Raw genomic sequence first — 21,891 nt, forward strand, 5'->3', positions numbered from 1 at the left:
CTGCCATAAAAACAACTCAGCCATTCCAGTTTTGGCCCCATCCCCGCCGCCAGGCCGCATTTCCGCTACACTATTGCCTCTTAAAGAACGCAATAGCGAAAGCCGAGCCAGAATCATGAATACGCCAGACATCGAAAATATCAACGTCACCTCCTTCGCGCCCATGCCGACACCGGCCGAACTGCACGCCAAGCTGCCCCTGTCGGAAAGCGCCTTCGACACCGTCAGCCGCGGCCGCGAAGCGCTGCGCAACATCATCGACCGCAAGGACCAGCGCCTGTTCGTCGTCGTCGGTCCGTGCTCGATCCACGACCCCGTCGCCGGCCTCGATTACGCGCGCCGCCTGAAAGCGCTGCAAGAGGAAGTCAAGGACACGATGCTACTGGTGATGCGCGTGTATTTCGAAAAACCGCGTACCACCACGGGCTGGAAGGGCTATATCAACGATCCGTACATGGACGACTCGTTCAAGGTCAACGAAGGCATGGAAAAGGCGCGCCAGTTCCTGCTCGACGTGTGCGAACTGGGCCTGCCCACCGCCACCGAAGCGCTGGACCCCATCTCGCCGCAATACCTGGGCGACCTGATCGCCTGGACGGCCATCGGCGCGCGCACCACGGAATCGCAGACGCACCGCGAAATGTCGTCCGGCCTGTCGACGCCCGTCGGCTTCAAGAACGGCACCGATGGCGACATCAGCATCGCCGTCAACGCCATCCTGTCGTCGGCGCACCCGCACTCCTTCCTGGGCATTAACGGCGAAGGCAATGTGGCCATCGTGCGCACGCGCGGCAACGCGTACGGCCACGTCGTGCTGCGCGGCGGCGACGGCCGCCCGAACTACGATTCCGTGTCGATCGCCATTGCCGAACAGGCACTGGCCAAGGCCAAGCTGCCCGCCAACCTGGTGGTCGACTGCTCGCACGCGAACAGCTACAAGAAGCCGGAACTGCAGCCGCTGGTGATGGCCGACGTGGTCAACCAGATCCGCCAGGGCAACCGCTCGCTGGTGGGCGTGATGATCGAATCGAACATCGTCGGCGGCAACCAGAAGATCCCGCAAGACCTGTCGCAACTGACCTACGGCTGCTCCGTCACCGACGGCTGCATCGACTGGGACACGACGGCGACCATGCTGCGCGACGCGCATGCGCACCTCGTCAATCGCCCGGCGTAACAAATATTACGGCCAACAATGTTGTCGGATTACGGCCCTGTGGGCCTGATCCGACCTACCCGACGGGCGCGTCAATGCGTAGGTCGGCTTAGCGCGCAGCGCGTAAGCCGACACCACCAAGAGGCATATCAAGCCATCTGCACATGCGGCAGCACGGCGAACGATCCCGCCAGCGCCTGTTCCGCCTTGCTGGCCGGGATATTGAGTTCATTGACATCCAGGTAGATGCGCCCGTCCATGATACGCACGGCGTACAGGCGCGCCATGCCCTGCACGGGCGCCACCAGGCGGCCCGAATCGAGTTCGATGATCCAGCTGTTTTTCGGTCCCATCAGGTTTTTCTCCATCAGCACCCCATGCGCCAGCGGGCCTCCCAGGCAAGGCACCGTGTCGAGCAAGGCATACACCGTATCGTCAGCCGCGCGGAACAGCGCCACGCCCGGCAAATCCTGCCAGGCCAGGCCCCGTTGCACCATGCGCGCGCCCGCCGGCGGCATGTCCTTCAGGCGGCAAATCATTTTCCATTGTTCCGACATCGCTAGCTCCCTTGAGAAAGGCACATGCACCTCTAAGCAAGAGCGGTGCCAGTGCCGCACAGGCGAAGAATGGCCAAAAACCGGGGGAAAACCGGCCCGCGGCGCACTGCGCAAGTGCACACTGCCGCCGAAATGGTGCGCCGGCCGCACGGTGGACTGCCCGGCTTTCCTTTACAATGGCGGATTACTCCTCCCTATTTAGCACCTTCATGATTGTTCTTGGCGTCGAATCCTCCTGTGACGAAACCGGCCTGGCCTTGTACGACACGCAACGCGGCCTGCTGTCGCACGCCCTCTACTCGCAAGTAGCCATGCACGAGCAATATGGCGGCGTGGTGCCGGAACTGGCCTCACGCGACCATATCCGCCGCGCCATCCCGCTGCTCGAAGAAACCCTGGCCAAGGCCGGCATCACCCTGCCCGAGATCGACGCCATCGCCTATACGCAGGGGCCCGGCCTGGCCGGCGCGCTGCTGGTCGGGTCGTCCGTCGCCTGCAGCCTGGGCCTGGCCATCAACAAGCCGGTGCTGGGCATCCACCACCTGGAAGGCCATCTGCTCTCCCCCTTGCTGGCATCGGAACCGCCGGAATTCCCCTTCATCGCCCTGCTGGTATCGGGCGGCCACACGCAGCTGATGCGCGTCGATGGCGTAGGCCAGTACACGATGCTGGGCGAAACGCTCGATGACGCGGCCGGCGAAGCGTTCGACAAGTCGGCCAAGCTGCTGGGACTGGGCTATCCGGGCGGCCCCGCCATTTCGCGCCTGGCCGAATTCGGCGACCCGCTGGCCTACAAGCTGCCGCGCCCGATGCTGCACTCGAAGGATTTCAATTTCAGTTTCTCCGGTTTGAAGACGGCCGTGCTGACCGTGGTCAAGAACCATGAAGAAAAAGTCATCGCGAATATCTGCGAACAGGACAAGGCGAATATCGCGCGCGGCTTCGTCGACGCCATCGTCGACGTGCTGACGGCCAAATGCGTGGCGGCCCTCAAGCACACAGGCTTGAAACGCCTGGTGATCGCCGGCGGCGTGGGCGCCAACGCACAATTGCGCGCCTCGCTCAACGCGGCCGCCGCCAAGAAGCGCTTCAAAGTGTATTACCCGGAGCTGGAATTCTGTACCGATAACGGCGCCATGATCGCCTTTGCCGGCGCCATGCGCCTGCAAATCAACCCGCAGGCGGCCAAGCACGATTACTCGTTCAACGTGCGCCCGCGCTGGCCGCTGGACGAAATCCGCGAAGTCTGATCACTCCAGCAGGAAATTGCGCGCGCCCGCCAGGGCCGCGCCTTCCGCCACCGTTTCATCCTTCAAACCCACGCCCGACAGCTGCCGGCTGAACGCCTGCGACAGCAGATAATGCAGCCGGTACGCGGCCTGCGCATACGCCAGCCCTTCCGGGCGCACGTTCGAGATGCAGTTGCGGCGCTCGTCCCGCAAGCCTGTTTTTGGCGCCCACGTCAGGTACAGGCCCAGGCTGTCCGGGGAACTGAGGCCCGGCCGCTCGCCGATCAGCACCAGTACGGCGCGCGCCTTCAGCAACTCCCCTATTTCGTCGCCGATGGCCACCCGTCCCTGCGCCACGATGTGCAGCGGCGACAGCGTCCACGCTTCCAGCGCCAGCCGTTCGCGCAAGGCGGCCAGGAAGGGCGCCGCGTGGCGCTGCACGGCCAGCGCCGACAGGCCATCGGCCGCCACCAGCGCCAGATCCACGCCTTGCGGCAAGGCCGCCAGGCGCGCGCGTGAAACGTCGTCGAGCCGGCGGCCCAGGTCGGGGCGCTGCAGATAGTCGGCACGCGTGGCGGCGGCACTGTGCAGCTGCACGCAGGCTTGCCCCTGTTCTGTCAGCGTCTGCGCCAGGGCGTCGCCATCGAGCGCCAGGTGCACGGCATCGCGCGCCTGCGCGTGGGCCAGCTGGAACGCCAGCTGCGCGCTGGTCGGCACGCTGACGCCGCGGCGCCCCAGCGCGATGCGCGCCGCCGTATGCGCGCGCAACGCCTGCCACGGGCTTTTCTCGTCCATGTATCCTCCCTAGTCGCCCAGGCGCAGCAGGGCCGCCTGGAAGGCGGGCGCCAGCGCCGTGTTCAGACTACCCTGCGCATCCGTGATCCGCATGCGCGCCAGCCAGGCCGCGAATTCGGGCGCGGGACGCAGGCCCAGCACGCGGCGCGCATACAGGGCGTCGTGGAACGAGGTGCTCTGGTAGCCGAGCATGATGTCGTCCGCGCCCGGCACACCCATGATGAAATTGCAGCCGGCCACGCCCAGCATGGTCAGCAAGGCATCCATGTCGTCCTGGTCCGCTTCCGCGTGGTTGGTGTAGCACACGTCGCAGCCCATGGGCAGCCCAAGCAGCTTGGCGCAGAAATGGTCTTCCAGTCCCGCGCGCAGGATCTGCTTGCCGTCGTACAGGTATTCCGGGCCGATGAAGCCCACCACGGAATTGACCAGCAGCGGCTGGAAGGCGCGCGCCACCGCATACGCGCGCGCTTCGCACGTTTGCTGGTCCATGCCGTGGTGGGCGCCGGCCGACAGGGCGCTGCCCTGCCCCGTCTCGAAATACATGACGTTGTTGCCCACCGTGCCGCGCCCCAGCGACAGGGCCGCCGCCTGGCCCTCGGCCAGCAGGGACAGGTCGATGCCGAAGCTGCGGTTAGCCGTCTGCGTGCCCGCCACCGACTGGAATACCAGGTCGACGGGCGCGCCGCGACGTATCGCCTCGAGCGTATTGGTGATGTGGGTGAGCACGCACGACTGCGTGGGAATCTGATATTGATCAATGACGGCATCGAGCAAGTGCAGCAGCGCGACCACCTGCGCCACATTGTCGGTGGCCGGATTGATGCCGATCACGGCGTCGCCGCTGCCCAGCAGCAGGCCATCGAGGATGGAGGCGGCAATCCCCGTGGCGTCATCCGTCGGATGATTCGGCTGCAGCCGCGTGGACAGGCGGCCTTCCAGGCCCAGGGTATTGCGAAAGGCCGTGACGACCTTGCACTTGCGGGCCACCAGCACCAGGTCCTGCAGGCGCATGATTTTTGAGACGGCGGCCGCCATTTCCGGCGTGATGCCGGCGGCGACCTGGGACAGCGTTGGCGTATCCGTCGCGTCGTCCAGCAGCCAGTCGCGCAAATCGCCCACGCACAGATGGGAAATCGGCGCCAGGGCGGCGCGCTCGTGGGTGTCGATGATCAGGCGCGTGACTTCATCGTCTTCGTACGGCACCAGCGCCTCATTGAGAAAGGTCAACAAGGGCACGTCCGCCAGCGCCAGCTGCGCCGCCACCCGTTCACGCGCGCTGGCTGCCGCCACGCCGGCCAGCACATCGCCCGAACGGGGCGGCGTGGCCTTCGCCAGCAGCTCCTTCAGGCTGGCGAAGGCATAGGTATGGCTGTCTATCGTATGGCTGAAACGGGGCATGGTTCGGTTCCTCCCATCCCCATCTTACGCCAACTTATAAACTGCGCAGCGCCCCTTCCAGCTGTGGGTAGCGGAAGGCAAATCCTTCGCCCAGCAGCCGGCGCGGCGCGACCCGCTGGCCTTCCACCAGCAAGTCGGCCTGCTCGCCCAGCATGGCGCGCATGACGAAGGCCGGCGTGGGCAGGAAGCTGGGGCGGTGCAGCACGGCGCCCGCCACTTGGGCGAAGCGGCGCTGTTCAATCGCTTCCGGCGCGCAGAAGTTGTAGGCGCCGCTGACGGTGGCATCTTCGCTGCGGCGCGCCAGGTGGGCGATGCCGCGGATCACGTCGCGCACGTGCACCCACGTAACCCACTGCTTGCCGCTGCCCAGCGGGCCGCCCACGCCAAAGCGGATCGGCAGCAGCATCTGCGGCAGCGAACCCTGGTGGCCGAAGACGAGGCCAAAGCGCATGCAGCCCACCTGCACGCCAAATGCCTCCGCCTGGCGCGCGGCCGCTTCCCATTCCTGGCACAGCTGCGACATGAAGATGGCTTGCGGCGCGCTCTCCTCCGTCAACTCCGTCGCGTCGCCCTGCGGCTGCACGCCGTAATAGCCGACGGCCGATGCCGACAGCAGTACGCGCGGCTTGTGCTGCGCGCGGGCGATCCACGCCACCAGTTCCTGCGTCAGCGCCACCCGGCTGCGGCGCAGCGCCGCCTTGCGCGCCTCCGTCCAGCGCCGCCCGACGATGCGCGCGCCGGCCAGGTTGACCACCATGTCGATGCGCTGCGCATCCGCCAATGCGTCCAGCGAATCGATGCAGCGCACCTGGCCATCGAAGGTCCACGCGGCCTGTTTCGGCTGGCGCGTCAGCACCGTCACCGCATGCCCATCGGCCAGCAAGGCGCTGACCAGTTGCTGGCCGATGAAACCCGTGGCGCCCGTCACCAGCACGGACTGCGGCGCGGCGGCAAAGCGCAGGTGCTCTTCCTGCTCTTGCTTTTCCTGCACCTTGCGCCGGCCCAGCTGCCACACGGCATACGCGTCGCGCAAGCCGGACAAGCCCACGCCCACGCCGCACAGGGCGAGGAAGACGCTGAGCCAGCCATACGGCTGCCACACGAGGGCCGTCGGCAACGTCGCCCACTCGCTGCTGTTCAGGGCCAGCAAGGCGATGAAGGCGCCCGCGTTAATCGCCAGTACCGTGTGCGTGACCCGCTCCGTGGCGGGCAAGAGGCGGGTCTGGTCTTCCACGACGAAATCCCACAGGGTCAGCACGATTTCCACGCCAAACACAATGACCAGCACCCAGGCCCAGGCGCCATGCCACTCCCAGGCGGCCAGGCCCACGAACAGCAAGCTGTAGATCAAGGCGCGCGTCGCATGGATGGTCAATTCCAGCCGTGCGGACGCCTTTTGCGGCAGCGCCTCCGTGATTTCATGGTGGTAGATGGTGTCGAAGGCGCCCAGGCAGCCTTGCGCCGCCATCAGTTGCAGGGCCAGCAGATGCGTATTCATGGTGTTTCCTTCATTTCTGGTGCGGCGGACTCGCGGAACACGCCCGCCTGGGTAAACGTGGTGCCGAACAGCGCGTGGCGTATCTCGATGCGGATGTTGAACTGCTGCGGCGTCTCGTTGCGGTGGCACAGATAGGTCTTGCCGGGCGTGAGCACGCCGGGCAGCGGCATGCGCCAGCCGAAGATATCGAGGAAATAGCCGTCGCTGGTGAAGTGCAAATTGCCCTCTTCCACGTGCAGCAGCAGCTTCATGCCCAGCCCCATGCCCACGTATTCGAGCACTTCGCCCTTCGCGCTTTCGGCCATATAGGAGGTGAAGCGGATCGGCGCGCGCCCGTGCAGGCGGTAGGTGCGCTGCTTGAAGATGAAGGGGCAGCCGGGGCGCGAATAGACTTCGATATCCACGGGGAAGTCGTGGTCGTCATGCGGAATCAGCGCGCCATCGATGAAGGGGCGCGTCAGCCAGCCGAGGAATTTCCCCAGGCGCGAGCTGGTGAGTTCACTGAGTTCACCGCGGTAGTACAGGGGCTGGCCCGGCGCGGGATTTTTCTCGAAGCGGCGGCGGATGTCCGGGTGCAGGGTCAGCCACTGCTCGCCCATCACCTTCTTGAACAATTCTCCTTCCGAGGGGCCGTTCATGATTCCCCGCGCTTGCCCGGTTTGTCTTCCGGGCTGAGGAACTTGGCCACCTTGCCGCCCATCGACAGCATGCGCTGCAGGGTCGCCGGTGGCAGGTTCTTATAGTCGCTGTAGGTGCTGCTGAGCATTTCCAAAAACGCCAGCACTTCGCCCATGCGCTCCAGCGTCGCCGGTGGAATGGCCGCATCGTGCTCGCCCTCGATCGCGCATTCGCGCAGCACCGTCAGGGTGGGGTCGATCTCGCGCCGCTTGCGCTCTTCCATGATGACGCGGAAGATTTCCCACACATCCTGCAGGGCGACGAAATGGTCGCGCCGGTCCCCCATCACGTGCGTGATGCGCGCCAGGCCCCAGCTTTGCAATTCCTTCAGGCTGTTGCTGACGTTGGACCTGGCCACGTTCAGGCTGGCCGCGATGTCTTCCGCCGTCAAGGGTTCGTTGGCCAGGAACAGCAGCGCATGGATTTGCGCCACCGTGCGGTTGACGCCCCAGCGGGTGCCCATCTCGCCCCAGTGCAAAATGTATTTTTGCGTGGTCGGACTCAGAACGCCTACCATAATCTACTCCGCGTCGCGCTTTGCGGTCTGCGATGCTCACTGTGCTCAAGCACAGCTGCGCTTCTCGGCCACAAATCACTGCCGCTCGCTACGGTTCTGTTAGGTGTTCTTGATTTCATGATTTTCTCTTATTTCTGTCGTTACAGAAATGTAAGACGGAACAGAAACCGAGTCAAGTACGATTCGTCAGGACTTTGCGGGCGGCTGGCCCATGGCGTGCAGGAATTGCTGCTGCGAGGCATGCAGCTGGCCGTAACCGAGTTCGCGGTACACGAGACCGTGGCGCGGCGCCAGTTCCGCCAGGATGCGCGCCAGCGCCGGGTAGTGGCGATGGTTCCAGGTGGGGAACAAGTGGTGCGTCAGGTGCAGATTCAAGCCGCCGAGCCAGTAACCGAGCCAGCGCAGGCGGCGCGGCTGCGGCGTCCAGTCGCAAGCCGTGTAAAACGTGTGCTGGTACCAGTCGTGCGGCAGCGTACCGTCCGCGCCCGGCTGGAAAAATTCGACTTCGGCCCAGTGCGTGCCCAGGATCAGCGCCACCAGCGCGCACGAGGCGATCATCTGGCCCACGAAATACGCGCCCAGCACCACGCCCCAGCCGATGCCTTGCTGCTGCAGCACCCACATGGGCAGCGCCAGCACCAGCGCCACATGGCCCAGCTTCCAGCCCAGGAACGACAGCCAGCCGCGCCAGCCCTGCAGCCGGCTGTGCGCCGCCACCGGCGTCTTGCCGAAGCGGTCCAGCCAGTCGCCATACCAGTTCAAATAGGGCAGCGACAGGGCCGCCACCACGGGCCAGTACAGGTATTGATAGCGGTACTGCGGCGACCAGCGTTGGAACGGCGTCTGGCGCAAAAACGGATTCGGTTCCGTGTCGAGGTCATAGCCTTCCACGTTGGCATACGTGTGATGGAAATGCACGTGGCGGATGGTCCAGAAATCCGTGTCCACGCCCACGGGCAAGCCCACCAGGCGGATCAGCACGCGGTTCCAGGCTCCCTGGCGGAAGATGGCGCTATGGGCCGCATCGTGCAAGGTATTCATGGCCAAGGTCATGGCCGCGACCAGGCAAGCCACGTAGCTGGCGACAAACGGCCAGGTGCTTTCGGAGCGCAGCGCCAGCGCATACAGCCCCACCGTCAGCGCGGCCAGGAACACGGTTTTCGCATGCAGGCGCGCGTCGCCGAAGCGGTGTTTTCCTTCGTCCGCCAGGTAGGCGTCGGCGCGCGCGCGCAATTCGCGGCGGAAGGCGGAATCGCGTGCGGGCTGGAAGCGCAGCGGCGGCAGCGAAGGTACAGGCTGCGTCACGCGCGCGTCCCCGCCGCTGCCGGCCACCACAGGCGGCGCGCGCCGTCGAGGCCATGCGCCAGCAGCGCGGCCAGGAAAACCACGCCCCACGCATCGCGCGCGCCATACCAGCCCAGATACAGGGCCGGCATGGCCAGCGCGATGGCGACCCAGGCGATGGCGCCCCAGCGTCTCGCATCCGACAGGCCGCCCAGCGCCAGGGTGCCGCCGAAGATCAGCGCGAACAGGATGGCTTGCTGCGCGCCCGCCAGCAGCGCTTCATGGTTGACGTAATAGATCACCAGGCCAAACAGGATCACGCCGCCGGTGCCGATGAACAGCTCGGGCACGTGGAAAGTGCCGCGCGACTGCCAGTGGGGGAAACGCGCGCGCAGCCATTTGAACAGTTTGCCATTGCTGGCCAACAGCGGGTTATGCGTTGGTGTCATGCCCTTCACGCCATAGCGCATTTCCACGCCCTCGAGTTCGGGCTGGAAGCTGCCGAACAGTTTGTCCCAGATCAACAGCGTGCCGCCGAAATTGCGGTTGATGTAGCGTTTATCGGTGCCATGGTGCACGCGGTGGTGCGACGGCGTGACCATGAAGCTATCCAGGATGCCGGACTTGTTCACCAGCGCATTGTGGTTGTAGAACTGCACCGTGTAATGCAGTGACGAGACGACGAGGAAGATTTCCAGCGGCACGCCCAGCACGGCCAGGATGGCGATGAAGGGGAAATTCGTCAGCGACGAATACCAGGAATTGCGCACGCCCAGCGACAGGTTGAAATGCTCGCCCTGGTGGTGCACCACGTGCACGGCCCACAGCAAGGGGATTTTATGGTGCAGCCGGTGCATCCAGTAAAAGCACAGGTCCCAGGCAAAGAAGGCGAACACCCATTGCGCCGCCACGGGCCACTGGTCGACGATATGCAGGTTCGCATGGCGCAGCAGCATGGCGAACGCCGCCACTTCCACCCCGCGGAACACCCACATCAGGATATGGCCGGAATTGAGGTTGAAGATCACGTCCTTCCACGGCACGGGGGTCTTGCGCACCCATTTGAGGATCAGCAGTTCGGCCAGCACGAAGGCCAGCATGATCAAAAACGACAGGGCAAAGGGATTCATCATGATGCGGTTTTTATGGAAACGGCGCGGCGGGCAGCCAAGGATACCTGCATTTTCGCCAGGATGCCGCCAGCGATGCCAACGGCCAGGCCGGCGGCCAGGTCGATGCTCACGTGCCGGCGCAGGGCGATGATGGCATAGCAGATGGCCACGCCCAGCACCACGGCCAGCGCGGAACGCAGCAGGTGGCGCCTGCAGCACAAGGCCCACACGCACAGCAATGTCAGGGCGCCGTGCAGCGACGGCAGGCAGTTTTGCGTGGAGTCGGCCGCCTGCAGCAGGCGCAGCGCCTGCGTGCTCCAGGCGCTGCCCTCGCCCACGGGCGGATACGCGAGCGTGGTCGGGTACAGCAGGAAGACCACGCCGCAAGCCAGCGCGGAAAGCGCCATGGCGCGCGCCAGCCAGCGCACCTTCGCCGCATCGGCCGCCAGGTAGGCGTAGGGGATCAGGATGAAGAAGGACAGGTACAGCCAGATGGCGGCATCCGTGTAGGGGATGGCGCGATCGATGGCCGTTTCCGGCAGCAACACGCCCTGCCCTTGCAGCAGGTCGCTGGAAAAATACACGAGGCCGACGCTGCCCCAGCCGGCCAGCAGGTGCAGCAGGCGGCCGCGTACGGTCATGGAAGAAGGATTCATGCGCTTGCGAGGCGCCGGATGCGGCGCCGTTTCATGGTGGGGTCAAAGGGAGGCAGTTCGCCGCTCACCGTCCAGGCGAGGCCGTCGACGGCCACGCCCAAGCCGCGCAGCACCGCTGCCAGGTGCGCGCGCAAGGCGGCCAGGCCGGCAGCATCCAGGGCCGCGTGCAGCTGCAGGGCAGATTCGCCTTGCTGCACCAGGCGGTAATCGGCGTCCGGCGGCAAGGCTTGCGCAAACGCGCGCGTCAATACGTCGGCAAACACGGCGACGGGGGCGCCGCCGTTCGCCGACGGCAAGGATGGCAAGAACAGCATGTCGTCGCAGCGCCCTTCGATGCCGTCGATGGCGCGCGTGGCGCGGCCGCACGGGCATGGCGTGGTGCGCGCGAGCAGGATGTCGTCCAGGCGGTAGCGCACGATGGGCTGCGTGATGCGCGTGAAGTCCGTAATCACGGGCACGAAGCGCCTCTGTTCAGCGTCCAGCCACTGCGGCTCGATGTGCACGTACTCTTCGTTCAAGTGCAGCACGCCATGCTCGCAGCTGCTGGCGAGGAAACCCTCGGTGGCCTGGTAGATTTCATGCACGGCGCCAAACGCCTGCACGATCAGCGCGCGGTCCTGCGCTTCGAGCACCTCGGCCACCGAAATGACTTTTTTCGGCGCCAGCGCCAGGCTGCCGTCGATGACGCACAAGGCCAGCTGGCGCAGCACCTGGGCCGGCGCGACGATGACGGAAGGTTGATATTGCGCAAGCCGCGCGCACAGGCTGTCGAACGGTTCGAACAAATCGTAGAAGGCAAAGGTCAGCCACGGCGAGCGCACGGCCGTGTACAGATTGCTGTTTGCGCGCAGGAACAGCGCCACCCGCTCGCCGGAAAACAGGCCGTCGGGCAGCGCCTTGGCCAGCATCACGCCCGCCCATTGCGCCTTTTCGCGGGGGCTGACGGTAAACACGGCGCGCCGCGACGAGGTGCCCGACGACAGGCCCACCGTGATGTCGCCCACGGCGGGGGTAAAATCGCGGCTCTGTTCGGCCGCCATGGCCGCGTCCATCGCCTGCGCCAACGTGATGCCTTGCGTGTTCATGGCGTCGAAATGCTCAAGCATCAGCGCCTTGTTCATCGTCGGCCACTGCGCCAGGGGCAGATCGCGGTACGGGGCGAAATACGCGCTGCGCGCGCACAGCACCTCGGTGAAGCGCGCCAGTTGCTTGTTCTGGTAGGCGCCCAGCTGCGCGCGGCTTGTGAACCGCAGGCGGCGCGTGCGCCAGTACGACAATAACAGCCAGAAAAGACGCTTCACGGGCGGCCCGCCACAGGAACATAGTCCGCCGTGTCTTCATGCGTGATGCGGATGTGCGCATTGCCCGACTGGTGCAGCTGGTGCAGCCGGTTCAGGGTGGCGTAGTACGGCGCGCGCTTGTGCTGGATGAGGAACGACAGTTCGGACGGTCCGCGCAGCTGCTGAAAGCTTTCCGGTACCCAGGCCGCGTCCGACGCCAGCAAGGTCCAGCCACTATCCTGCAGCACGAAGGCGCCCAGATGGCCGATGGCGTGGCCAGGCAGGTCGACGATGTAGATTTCGCCCGTGCCGCTGACGTCGCGCCCATGCGTGAATGGCAGCAAGGCCGCCGGCAAGGCCGTCTCGGGCACGCTTTCCACGAAATCCAGGCGGTCGGCTATGTCATTCGGCAGCAGTTCGGGCACGAAGGCCTGGCGCACGGCGGCCACGCCGGACAGTCCCCGCACGGCGTCCCAGCCCGTTTGGGAGGCCATCAGCCGCGCGCCGGGAAAGTCGCGCAGCCCCGCGATATGGTCGGCGTGGAAGTGCGACAGCAGCAAGGTGTGGATATCGCCGGGCGCCACGCCATGCGCGCGCAACTGGCCCTGCAACGATTCACTCTCATCGAAGGAAATCGGCGTCACCCACGCATACATGCGGTACACGCCCTTCGACGTGGCGGCGCGGAAGTGCTCGGCGTAGCCCGTGTCCCACAGGTACAGGCCCGCGCGCGTTTCGATCAGGTAGGCGCGCGAGGGAAAGCAGCGGCTGGCCAGCCCGCTGCCTTTCAAGACCATGCACGAAGGATGGGTGCAGTGGCCGACGCGAAACGCGGTGATGCTAGCCATTGCGCTCCTTGCCCACCTTGTGCGCCGCCGCTTCCTGGCGCATCCACTGCGCCGTCAGGGCGATGCCTTCCTGCAGGCTGACGATGGGACGGTAGCCCAGCACCTTGCGCGCCTTGGCATTATCGAGCGTCATGTCGAAACTGAGCGCGCCGATGCTGTAGGGCGTCAGCGACGGTTCGCGGCGGGTAAAGCGCGAGGCGAACTGCATCAGGCGCGCGACCAGCGCCAGCACGCGGTAAGGCACGCTGACGATCTCGAACGGCTGCTGCAGATGATCGCAGAACAGGGTGCGCAAGATGTCGCACAGGCGCGCCGGTTCGCCATTCGTGATGTTGAAGGCGGCGCCGGAAGCGATGGTCTTGTGTACGGTGGCCAGCCACATCGCGTGCACGACATTGTCGACATAGGTGATGTCGATGGTGGCCGCGCCGCCGTTGGGCAGGGGCAGCTTGCCGCCGTGCTCCTGCAGCACCCGCGCCAGGCGCGGGATCAGGACCTGGTCGTGCGGGCCGAAGATGGCGCGCGGGCGCAGGATCACACACGTCATGCCGCGGTGGCGGTCGACGCAATCCTGCACCAGTTTTTCCGCCATCGCCTTGCTGCGTGCATACGCGTTGACGAAGGCATCGGGGCGGAAGGTTTCCGGCACGTCGAGGTGGTTGCGGTAGTCGAAATAGATGGCCGGGGTGGAGATGTGCACGAAGCGCGCCACGTGCAGGCTGGCCGCCGCGCGCAGCAATTGGCCCGTGGCCGTGACGTTGGCGGCGATGAAGTCGCGTTCCGGCCCCCACGGCGACGACAGCGCGGCGCAGTGCCAGACGGTGTCCATGCCGCGCACCAGTTCATCGACCTGGCGTGGCGATGCCTGTGCCAGGTCGAGCGCGACGAATTGCGCGCCCATGCGTTCCAGTTCGCGGCCGACGGCGGCGTTGCGGCCCGTGGCGCGCACTTCCACGCCCTGCGCCAGCAGGGTGCGCACGGCATTGCGCCCCAAGCCGCCCGTCGCTCCCGTGACCAGTATCCGCCTCATCGCACCACCTTCACAGGTCAAGAATCATGCCGCCGATGGTCAAACCCGCGGCCGTGCCCATCATCAGCAAACGCTGGCCTGCCACGGCCCGCCCCGTCATCACCGCCTCGTGCAGGGCGGTGGGCAAGGACGCGGCCACCTGGTTGCCATGCGTTTCAAAGATCTTGATGATTTTAGCATCGGGAACGTCGAGGATGCGCGCCGCATGTGCGAGCCCCAGCGGGCTGGCCTGGTGCGGCACGACCACGTCGACTTTTTCCAGTCCCGCGCCCGATTCCAGCATTAATTCCGCCAGGAAATCCGGCATCACCTTGACGGCCAGGCGGAACACGGCCTTGCCATCCATGCGGAACAGGTAGTCGCCCGGTTCGCAGCCGTTGCGCGGGTTGCGCTCGGTGCCGCCGCCGCGGATTTCGCAGTAGCGCCGCCCTTCCGGATACGTGCCCATCTTGTAGGCGCGGATGCCGGCGCTGCCATCGCCGCGCTCGACGATGACGGCGGCGGCGCCGTCGCCAAAGATCATCGACGCTTCCGGCTCGCTCCAGTCGACGCCGCGCGAGGCCAGGTCGGACGAAACGATGGCGATGCGCCGGTAGGCGCTGCCCGCCAGCATGGACGCGGCCACGCGGAAGGCGGCCATGAAGCTGAGGCAGCTGGCGTTGACGTCGAAGCTTTGCGTGCCTGGCGGCAATCCCGCATGTTCGGCCACGAAGCAAGCCGTATTCGGCAACGCTTGCTCGGGCACGCCGTTGGCGCAGATCAACAAGTCGATGTCGGCCGGACGCAGGCTGGCATTCTTCAGCGCGTCGAGCAGGGCGGCGGCGCCCAGCTGGCTTTGCGATTCATCGGGCGCGGCGACAAAGCGCGACAGCACGCCGCTCTTGCGCAGGGTATAGCCAGCCGGATGGCCCAATGTCTGGTCCAGGCTGGCGGAAGTCACACTCTGCGACGGCACGGCCTTGCCCGTCGCGATCAGGCGAACTGGAATCATGTTGGCCTTAACAAAATAAAATAAATACGGTTGATGAAGGGTCTATGCGCTAATCGCGTGCCAATGGCGGCAATGCAACACCGCAGTTCTTGCAGAAACTGGCATCGTCATCGAGCCCTTCCTTCAGGCACGTGGGGCAGGTACGCGTGGTGACCAGCTTGGAACTGCGCTGTACCGTCATTTCCGCGCTGATAATGCCGGTAGGCACTGCCAGGATGCCCCAGCCGAGCAACATCATCAGGGAAGCGATGGTGCGCCCGATGTCGGTCCTCGGCGTGATATCGCCGAAACCCACGGTGGTCATGGTGCTGATGGCCCAGTAAATCGACGTGGGGATACTGCTGTAACCGTTCTCCGGTCCTTCCACCACGTACATCACAGTACCTAACAGAAAGACCACCATCATGACAAAAGACAAGAAAATGAGGATTTTTCGCCGGCTGGCCAGCAAGGCCCGCCCCAGCACCGTGTATTCATGCACATACGACGTGAGCTTGAGGATACGGAACATGCGCAGCAGGCGCAAAATGCGCACGTCGATCAGCACATGCGCGCCCGGCAGCAGCAAGCCGATGTAGGTCGGCACGATGGCCAGCAAATCGATAATGCCGAAAAAACTCTTGGCATAGCGCACCGGATGCTGCAGGCAAGACAGGCGGGCGAAATATTCGATGGTAAATAAAATGGTGAAAAACCATTCCAGCGCCGTCAGCCAGGTGCCGTAGCGCTCGGCCACGGAGGCGACACTGCTGAGCACGACCACCGTCACGCTGATCAGGATGGCGGCGATCAGCAGCAAATCGAAGGCGCGGCCCGTGCGCGTTTCCGCCTCGAAAATGACGGTGTACACCTGCTCGCGCCAGCCCCGCTCGGGCTTGCCATATTTCTGCTGCGTTTCCTGCGCCGCCAGTTGCTGCGGCGTCAAGGGCGCCGCTCCGCTCTTCGTCGCGGCTTTCATGTGGGTAATGTGCTCATATACTATTATTGTATAGATAATTGACAAAGCACGGCGACACGCACGGTTGCGCTACAGGTTTCACTACAACAACACTACGACAGCTTTTTCGCCAGCAGCACGGCATTGCGCCGGTCGCGCTCGGCTTGCACGATGTCCGCCGTGCGCGCTTCCGACAGGCCCACCGTGTGCAGCACGGTGGCCGTCAGCTGCAGCGCCGATTCCAGCGCCTCGGGCACGACCAGGGTGGCGCCCGCCTGTATCAGGGCCACGGCATGCGCCTCGTCGCGCGCCCGCGCATACACGGGCAGCTGCGGATATTCGCGGCGGATCGATTTCACGGCATGCAGCACGGACGCCGCATGGTCCATCGTCAGCACCACGGCGGCGGCCCGGTCCGCATTGACCTTTTGCAACAATTCCGCGCGCGACGCATCGCCGAAATACACGGGGAAGCCGCGCGGATGCAGGGTCGTCACCAGGCGCGCATCATTTTCAATCGCCACATACGCGATATCCTGCTCCGTCAGCACCTTGGCCAGCAACTGCCCCACCCGGCCGAAACCGGCGATGATGACGGTGCTGCCCTGGGGCGGCGGCGCGCCGTGCGCCAGGTCGGCCAGTTGATGGTGGTGGCGCTGCTCCCACCAGTTGCCGAAGGCGCGCGCCGCCTTGGCCAGCGCCGGCGTGGCAAACAGGCTCAGGCCCACCACGAGCATGACGAACTGTGCCACCTGCGGGCCGATCAGCTTGGTACCCAGCGCATACGCGACGACGATGAAGGCGAATTCGCCGCCCTGCCCCAGCAGCACGCCCGTTTCCACGGCGCGCCCCCAGTGAAAGCCGCCGATGCGGAAAATCACGCTGATGACCAGGGTTTTCAGCGCGAACAGGCTCAACACGGCCAACGGTATCAACACCGGCGACTTGAGGATTTCGCGCACGTCGATCTGCATGCCCACGGACATGAAGAACAAGCCCATCAGCAAGCCCTTGAAGGGCTCGATCGTCACTTCCACTTCGTGGCGGAATTCCGTTTCCGCCAGCAGCAGGCCGGCCAGCAAGGCGCCCAGCGCCATCGACAAGCCCGCCAGGTAGGTCAAGCCCGCGATGCCCAGGGTGCTGAGCAGGGTCAAGGCCATGAATACGTCGGGCTGGCGTTTCTTGACGAAAAACTGGAACAGGGGACGAATCACGCGACGTCCCAGCAGATAGATGAGCAGGATGGCGCCCGCCGATTTCACGGCCGCAAAGCTGAGCAGATACGCGAGGTCGTCGCTGCGCCCGCTGGCGAACACGTCGATCAGGATGAACAGCGGCACCACCATCAAATCCTGGAACATCAAAATGGAAAAGCCCGCCTGGCCGGCCGGGGTCTGCAAGGAACGTTGATCAGTGAGCAACTGCATCACGACGGCCGTGGACGACAGCGACAGTACCAGGCCCAGCACGATGGACGCTTCCAGCGACAAACCAAAGTAATACGCGACGCCGCCGATCAGGCAGGCGCTGACGGCCACCTGCCCCACGCCCGCGCCGAATACCCAGCGCCGCAGCGCCCACAGCCGTTCCGTCGACAGTTCCAGGCCGATCATGAACATCAGAAACATCACGCCCAGCTCGGCCAGGCCGCTGACCTGCTCGGCACGCACGAACGAGAAATACGTCAGCCACGTGAAGTCGCCCGCCCACAGGCCGAAGCCGAACGGGCCGAACAGGGCGCCCACGGCCAGGAAACCGAGGACCTGGTTGACCTTCAGGCGTTGCAATAACGGAATAAAAATCCCGGCCAGGGCGAGAAACAGCAGGGTTTCCCGCAAATACGGTAAGGCGTGTTGCTCTTCCAAAATAATCCTAACTAAATATCATTCATGCTGAATTGGTCGTGTCGCATGCGCGGCCATGGCGAAGTAAGTGCACACACGATATTTTGCCACAAGGCAACAAATTCCCTACGGACGCACCGCTTGCGGCGGCGCCAGCATGTCCGCGCGGGGGCGGCCCCAGCCCGGCACGTAGGCGGGACACGGCCGGTTGCGGAACTGCTGCAGTTCGACGGTCGTGAAATTAGGCAACATGCCGGGGTTGAAGCGCACGTCCGTCAGCTTGTCCGCATTCAACCTGGGCATGCGGGCAAAGCGGAACCAGGCGTCGACATAGCAATTGTCTTCCTGCAGCGCGCGCAAGGCGGCCAGGCTGCCCTCCGCCTTGGCCGAGACGGCGATGCCGGGCGCCAGTTGCTGGCCTTGCTTACCCGTTTCCACCAGGCCGGCCGGGCAGGCGGCGGGCGCCAGCGCATCCGGCAGCAGGCTCAGGGTGCCGCGCCGCAAGGTGTACACGTCCGTCTTGCTGTCGAGCGAGACATAGATCCAGCACAGCGGATTGCTGGGGAAGGCCGTCATCGCCACGTCCCACACGCGCGTGCCGGGATCGAGGCGCTGCACGGCCGCCTCGATGCGCGCACGGCCAAGGGCCGACGCCACGCCCTGCGTGCCGATGAACGTGGCGGCCAGCGCGAAGGCCAGCAGCAGCGGTCCGCGCCCCCGCTCGTCGGCCCGCCCCTGCAGCACGGCCAGGATCGCGCCCAGCCCCAGCAGGATGAGCAGCGAAGCGGGCGCCAGATAGGTTTTATAGGTGAAGAAACACAGGGCCGCCGTCAACCCCGCCAGCAGCACGCTTTTGACGATGCCGTAGTGCAAGGACATGATCACGGGCACGCCCAGCAGCACCCAGAACATGGGCTCGACAATGAAGACCATGTCGCCATACAGCCAGCGGCTGTCAAACGGATAGAACGGGTGCAAGCCATAGGAATTGAGGAAATCCATGCCCATGTGCAAGCAAAAGCCCAGCAGCAGGCAAGCGGCCAGGCCGATGCGGGCGGGCACGCTGCTTTTCAGCAGCCGGCGCGCGCCGGGCCACAGCAGCCACAGCAAAGCCAGCAACAGCAGCGCCTGCGGCAAGGCCAGCAGCAAGGTATGCGTATGGCCGCGGTGGTGCAACATGTAGCCGAACGGGCGCGGCAACAGCTTGGTCAGCACCAGGTCCAGGTCGGGCGCGTTGCTGGCAAACCATGCCGAAAATAAAAACAGCGCGCGCCGGGTGCGCTGTGCGGGGGCCTGCGGCTCGGGCGGCAGGCTGCGGTGTACCAGTTCGCCGACCCCGAGGCCGATGACCGAATGCGTAATATTATCCATAGGGCAATTTTACAGGATGCCCGCCCTGGCGTGCTCTTGCACGACTGCCTGCGCGACAAAACTACAGCTTCTCCAGCTCCGGGCCACGCATGCCCACCAGCAAGGCGCGGCCGTCGGGCAGCACGCGGAACTCGCCATAGCGGGCCTTTTCCCAGCGCGCCGCCTCGCCTTCCTTGAAGAACCAGGCATCGCTGACGAGCACCCAGTTCCCATCCTTCGGCGTCAGTTCGAGCAGGAATTCGCCGGGCGCCAGCGCCTCTTGGGTGTACGGGCGCAGCAGTTCCGCCACGCCGCGCGCATCGCGCATCGCCACCACAAGGGGCCGGCCAGGCGCCCGGTCCACGCTGGCCAGGGTGGACAGGACGCCCAGGTTGACGAAATTGAGGCGCATGTAGTCGCCCTGCATCAGCGAGCGGGGATCGACGGGTTCCAGCGCCACGAAGATCGCTTGCCCTTTGGCAATTAGCTGCTCTTTTTGCCAAATGCCGCCATTGGCGACCAGCAACACCAGCAGCAAGCCCCCCAGCACGCCCAGGCGCGCGGCGCGGTGCTCAAGCACCACGCCCGCCGGCTTGCTTTCCACCAGGTGCAGCACGGCGCCCCGCGTGGCCAGCCACGACAGGGCGCACAGCAGCGCGCCGGCCATGGCCAGCAACGCCGCCTTGCTGGCCAGCGGCCAGGCCAGCTGATAATAAAAGCTGCCGAGTATCCACGCCGCCGCCAGCGCGGCCGCCACGGCCACGCGCGAACGCCCGCTCGTCAAACAATACGCGAGGATCAGCAGCACGGGCCCCAGCGCCGGCATGAACCACGCCAGCACGATCAGCACCAGCGCCACGCCGATGGCGGGCAACTGGCGCAGCGCCGGCCAGCGCCATCCCGTCCAGGCGGCCGCCGCCGTGGCCAGCACGAGCGACACCCCATTCAACACTTGCGCATACCAGGCAACGGCCTGGTGCCGGGTCGCTTCGCGCGCCACGTCGCCGACAATACCGCCGCCCAGCGCGCCGCCCAGCATGAAGGTCATGCCGGACCAGAAGACCAGCCCCAGCAAGATTGCCAGGACCCACCCCGTCGACAGCGATTCCAGGAAGGCGGCGATGGACGCGCCGCGGCCATCGTTGAAGGCCTGCTTTTGCAGCCAGTGGGCGCCCAGCCAGAGTGCCAGGGCCAGCATCCAGGCGCTGTACAGCTGCGTGGGGTCGTTCTCGAAAATCCAGTCGCGCGTGCTATCGATGATGCCCAGCCCCAGCAAGCCGCAGGCGACCAGTCCCAGCAGCACGCGCAGCCAGTCGCGCGGCAGGGCGGCGGCCGTCAGCAGGCACGCCAGGCACATCAGCAGCGACGCCGTCTGCGTGGCATAGTCGCGGAACAGGGCATAGCCGAGCAGGCTGCCGCCCACCAGCAGGCATGGCACGGCCAGTTGTTCGACAAACAATGCCACGCCGCGCGTGCGGATCAGCAGCAAGGCCACCACCAGCACGATGGCGGCCACGACATACGCGCCGGGGCCGTGGCGCACGACGCTTTCCAGGCCGGCGCCCAGCGCCAGGACCAGGGGGATGGCGGCCAGCCAGGCGCCGAGGGCCGTCATCATTACCAGCGGCCACGGCCGCACATCCTGCACGGGACGGGCGGCGCCGGACGGCAACAGGCCGGCGCGCGTGGCGTCGTCGATCAGGGTGGCGAGCGCATCGGCTCGCTGACTATTGATATGGCTCATGCCGCCTCCCGGCGCGTGCGCCACAAAATGCCTTGCACGGTGAGCGCCAGCAGCACGGCCGCGAACAAGCCCAGCATCACCAGCCTGCCGATGCCATCGCCATTGCCGCCGCCATGGAACAGCACGTGCCCCAGCCCCCACACCAGCAAGGTGTTCAGGCCCAGCGCGACGGCGCTCAAGCCGAACACGTCAAAGAACTGGCGCGTGGCCAGCAGGACGCCAGCGACGGCCAGCAAGCCGAGACCGGCCCAGTACGGCGATTCGATCTCGCTGCCGAACAGGGCGCTGACGGCCGTGCCCGTGATGAGGAAGGTGGCCAGCACCAGGCCCAGACGCAAGGCCCAGCTGCCCGCCCCCGTCCAGCGCGCCAGCAGGGGCGAGACGAACGCACAGCCAGCCAGCACGGCCAGCCAGCCGCCGATGAAAATGGGCAGATCGGCCGAATCGACGCGCCAGCTGTTGTGCGCATGCGCCTGCATCCACAGGGTGGCGGCCGTCGATAGTATCAGCATCCACGGCGTCCACAGCACGTCGCTGCGGGCCACCAGGCACAGCGGCAAGGCCAGCGCGGCCCACAGGGCGAACAGCTGCCACGGATCGGCGCCCGTCTGGTACGTCTGGCCGAAATACGCGAACAGGCCGCCGATGGCCAGCAAGGCCAGCAGCAGCAAGGGCACGCGCGCTTTCGGCACGGCAAACGCGCCCACGCAGGCGGCCGCCAGCACGCCTTGCAGCAGGGCAAAGCGGCCCATGCGGCCCAGGTCTTCCCAGTTGGCGGCCACCCAGCAGATCAAGCCCATGCCCAGCAGCACGGCGCCCAGCACGGCCACGCCACGCGGCAGCCAGTAGGCCAGGCGCGCCGGTTCGCGCTGGAAGCCGGCCACTTCCTGCAGCTGCCGGGTTTGTTGGGCATCGAGCGCATAGTCCGAGGCGAGTTGGTACACGGCGAGGCGTAAATCCATCGTCTGCTTTCAGGTTGATTGGTCG

At 65.5% G+C, this 21,891-nt stretch carries 20 protein-coding genes; 2 read left to right on the forward strand and 18 right to left on the reverse strand.

The window, feature by feature from the left end:
* Positions 1-115 precede the first annotated feature (115 nt).
* The gene (locus O0881_RS11910; protein ID WP_070254320.1) at positions 116-1,177 is read left to right on the forward strand and encodes a 3-deoxy-7-phosphoheptulonate synthase; all 1,062 of its coding nucleotides are present in this window, start codon (positions 116-118) and stop codon (positions 1,175-1,177) included.
* A gap of 128 nt (positions 1,178-1,305) precedes the next feature.
* Here O0881_RS11910 and O0881_RS11915 read toward each other — a convergent pair whose 3' ends face one another.
* On the reverse strand, positions 1,306-1,713 hold the full coding sequence (locus O0881_RS11915) for a nitrite reductase (NAD(P)H) small subunit (RefSeq protein WP_289911387.1): 408 nt from the start codon (positions 1,711-1,713) through the stop codon (positions 1,306-1,308).
* Between the two features lie 209 nt (positions 1,714-1,922).
* Here O0881_RS11915 and tsaD point away from each other — a divergent pair, with 209 nt between their 5' ends.
* Entirely contained in the window at positions 1,923-2,963 is a 1,041-nt protein-coding gene (gene tsaD / locus O0881_RS11920; protein ID WP_099666637.1) for a tRNA (adenosine(37)-N6)-threonylcarbamoyltransferase complex transferase subunit TsaD, read from the forward strand.
* Here the strand turns inward: tsaD and eutC are convergent, their stop codons facing one another.
* The 17 genes from eutC to O0881_RS12005 form a co-directional block, all read right to left on the reverse strand.
* Entirely contained in the window at positions 2,964-3,737 is a 774-nt protein-coding gene (gene eutC / locus O0881_RS11925; RefSeq protein WP_289911388.1) for an ethanolamine ammonia-lyase subunit EutC, read from the reverse strand. It lies immediately after the preceding gene.
* Positions 3,738-3,746: 9 nt separating this feature from the next.
* Positions 3,747-5,135, reverse strand: coding sequence for an ethanolamine ammonia-lyase subunit EutB (locus O0881_RS11930; RefSeq protein WP_289911389.1), 1,389 nt, complete (start codon positions 5,133-5,135; stop codon positions 3,747-3,749).
* A 34-nt stretch (positions 5,136-5,169) separates the two neighbouring features.
* Entirely contained in the window at positions 5,170-6,633 is a 1,464-nt protein-coding gene (locus O0881_RS11935) for a TIGR01777 family oxidoreductase (protein WP_289911390.1), read from the reverse strand.
* Entirely contained in the window at positions 6,630-7,271 is a 642-nt protein-coding gene (locus tag O0881_RS11940; RefSeq protein ID WP_289911391.1) for a DUF4166 domain-containing protein, read from the reverse strand. The genes O0881_RS11935 and O0881_RS11940 overlap by 4 nt, the downstream gene beginning before the upstream one ends.
* Positions 7,268-7,828 carry a GbsR/MarR family transcriptional regulator gene (locus tag O0881_RS11945; protein WP_257218865.1) on the reverse strand — a complete coding sequence of 187 codons (561 nt, stop codon included), beginning with the start codon at positions 7,826-7,828 and terminating at the stop codon, positions 7,268-7,270. Before O0881_RS11945 ends, O0881_RS11940 begins: the two co-directional genes overlap by 4 nt.
* 186 nt (positions 7,829-8,014) lie before the next feature.
* Positions 8,015-9,133, reverse strand: coding sequence for an acyl-CoA desaturase (locus O0881_RS11950; protein WP_289911392.1), 1,119 nt, complete (start codon positions 9,131-9,133; stop codon positions 8,015-8,017).
* Positions 9,130-10,245: a sterol desaturase family protein gene (locus O0881_RS11955; protein ID WP_289911393.1), complete on the reverse strand. Its 1,116-nt coding sequence runs from the start codon at positions 10,243-10,245 to the stop codon at positions 9,130-9,132. The genes O0881_RS11950 and O0881_RS11955 overlap by 4 nt, the downstream gene beginning before the upstream one ends.
* A complete protein-coding gene (locus O0881_RS11960) occupies positions 10,242-10,880 on the reverse strand; it encodes a phosphatase PAP2 family protein (RefSeq protein ID WP_289911394.1) in 639 nt (212 codons plus the stop codon). Before O0881_RS11960 ends, O0881_RS11955 begins: the two co-directional genes overlap by 4 nt.
* Positions 10,877-12,181, reverse strand: a complete 1,305-nt coding sequence (locus O0881_RS11965) for a F390 synthetase-related protein (protein ID WP_289911395.1) — start codon at positions 12,179-12,181, stop codon at positions 10,877-10,879. Before O0881_RS11965 ends, O0881_RS11960 begins: the two co-directional genes overlap by 4 nt.
* Entirely contained in the window at positions 12,178-13,008 is an 831-nt protein-coding gene (locus tag O0881_RS11970) for an MBL fold metallo-hydrolase (protein WP_289903650.1), read from the reverse strand. The genes O0881_RS11965 and O0881_RS11970 overlap by 4 nt, the downstream gene beginning before the upstream one ends.
* Complete coding sequence (locus O0881_RS11975) at positions 13,001-14,038, reverse strand: SDR family NAD(P)-dependent oxidoreductase (protein ID WP_289911396.1); 1,038 nt, start codon at positions 14,036-14,038, stop codon at positions 13,001-13,003. Before O0881_RS11975 ends, O0881_RS11970 begins: the two co-directional genes overlap by 8 nt.
* A gap of 10 nt (positions 14,039-14,048) precedes the next feature.
* Positions 14,049-15,029 (reverse strand): 3-oxoacyl-[acyl-carrier-protein] synthase III C-terminal domain-containing protein, encoded by a 981-nt coding sequence (locus O0881_RS11980; protein ID WP_289911397.1) that lies wholly within the window; start codon positions 15,027-15,029, stop codon positions 14,049-14,051.
* Between the two features lie 49 nt (positions 15,030-15,078).
* Positions 15,079-15,987: an ion transporter gene (locus tag O0881_RS11985; RefSeq protein WP_099666624.1), complete on the reverse strand. Its 909-nt coding sequence runs from the start codon at positions 15,985-15,987 to the stop codon at positions 15,079-15,081.
* A 92-nt stretch (positions 15,988-16,079) separates the two neighbouring features.
* A complete protein-coding gene (locus tag O0881_RS11990; protein ID WP_099666623.1) occupies positions 16,080-17,831 on the reverse strand; it encodes a cation:proton antiporter in 1,752 nt (583 codons plus the stop codon).
* Between the two features lie 105 nt (positions 17,832-17,936).
* Positions 17,937-19,181 (reverse strand): metal-dependent hydrolase, encoded by a 1,245-nt coding sequence (locus O0881_RS11995; protein WP_289911398.1) that lies wholly within the window; start codon positions 19,179-19,181, stop codon positions 17,937-17,939.
* Between the two features lie 61 nt (positions 19,182-19,242).
* Positions 19,243-20,904, reverse strand: a complete 1,662-nt coding sequence (locus O0881_RS12000; RefSeq protein WP_289911399.1) for a GDYXXLXY domain-containing protein — start codon at positions 20,902-20,904, stop codon at positions 19,243-19,245.
* A complete protein-coding gene (locus O0881_RS12005) occupies positions 20,901-21,866 on the reverse strand; it encodes a DUF2157 domain-containing protein (protein WP_289911400.1) in 966 nt (321 codons plus the stop codon). The genes O0881_RS12000 and O0881_RS12005 overlap by 4 nt, the downstream gene beginning before the upstream one ends.
* Positions 21,867-21,891: the final 25 nt, after the last annotated feature.

This window comes from Janthinobacterium sp. SUN100 (genome assembly GCF_030397705.1).
Taxonomy (GTDB): domain Bacteria; phylum Pseudomonadota; class Gammaproteobacteria; order Burkholderiales; family Burkholderiaceae_D; genus Janthinobacterium; species Janthinobacterium kumbetense.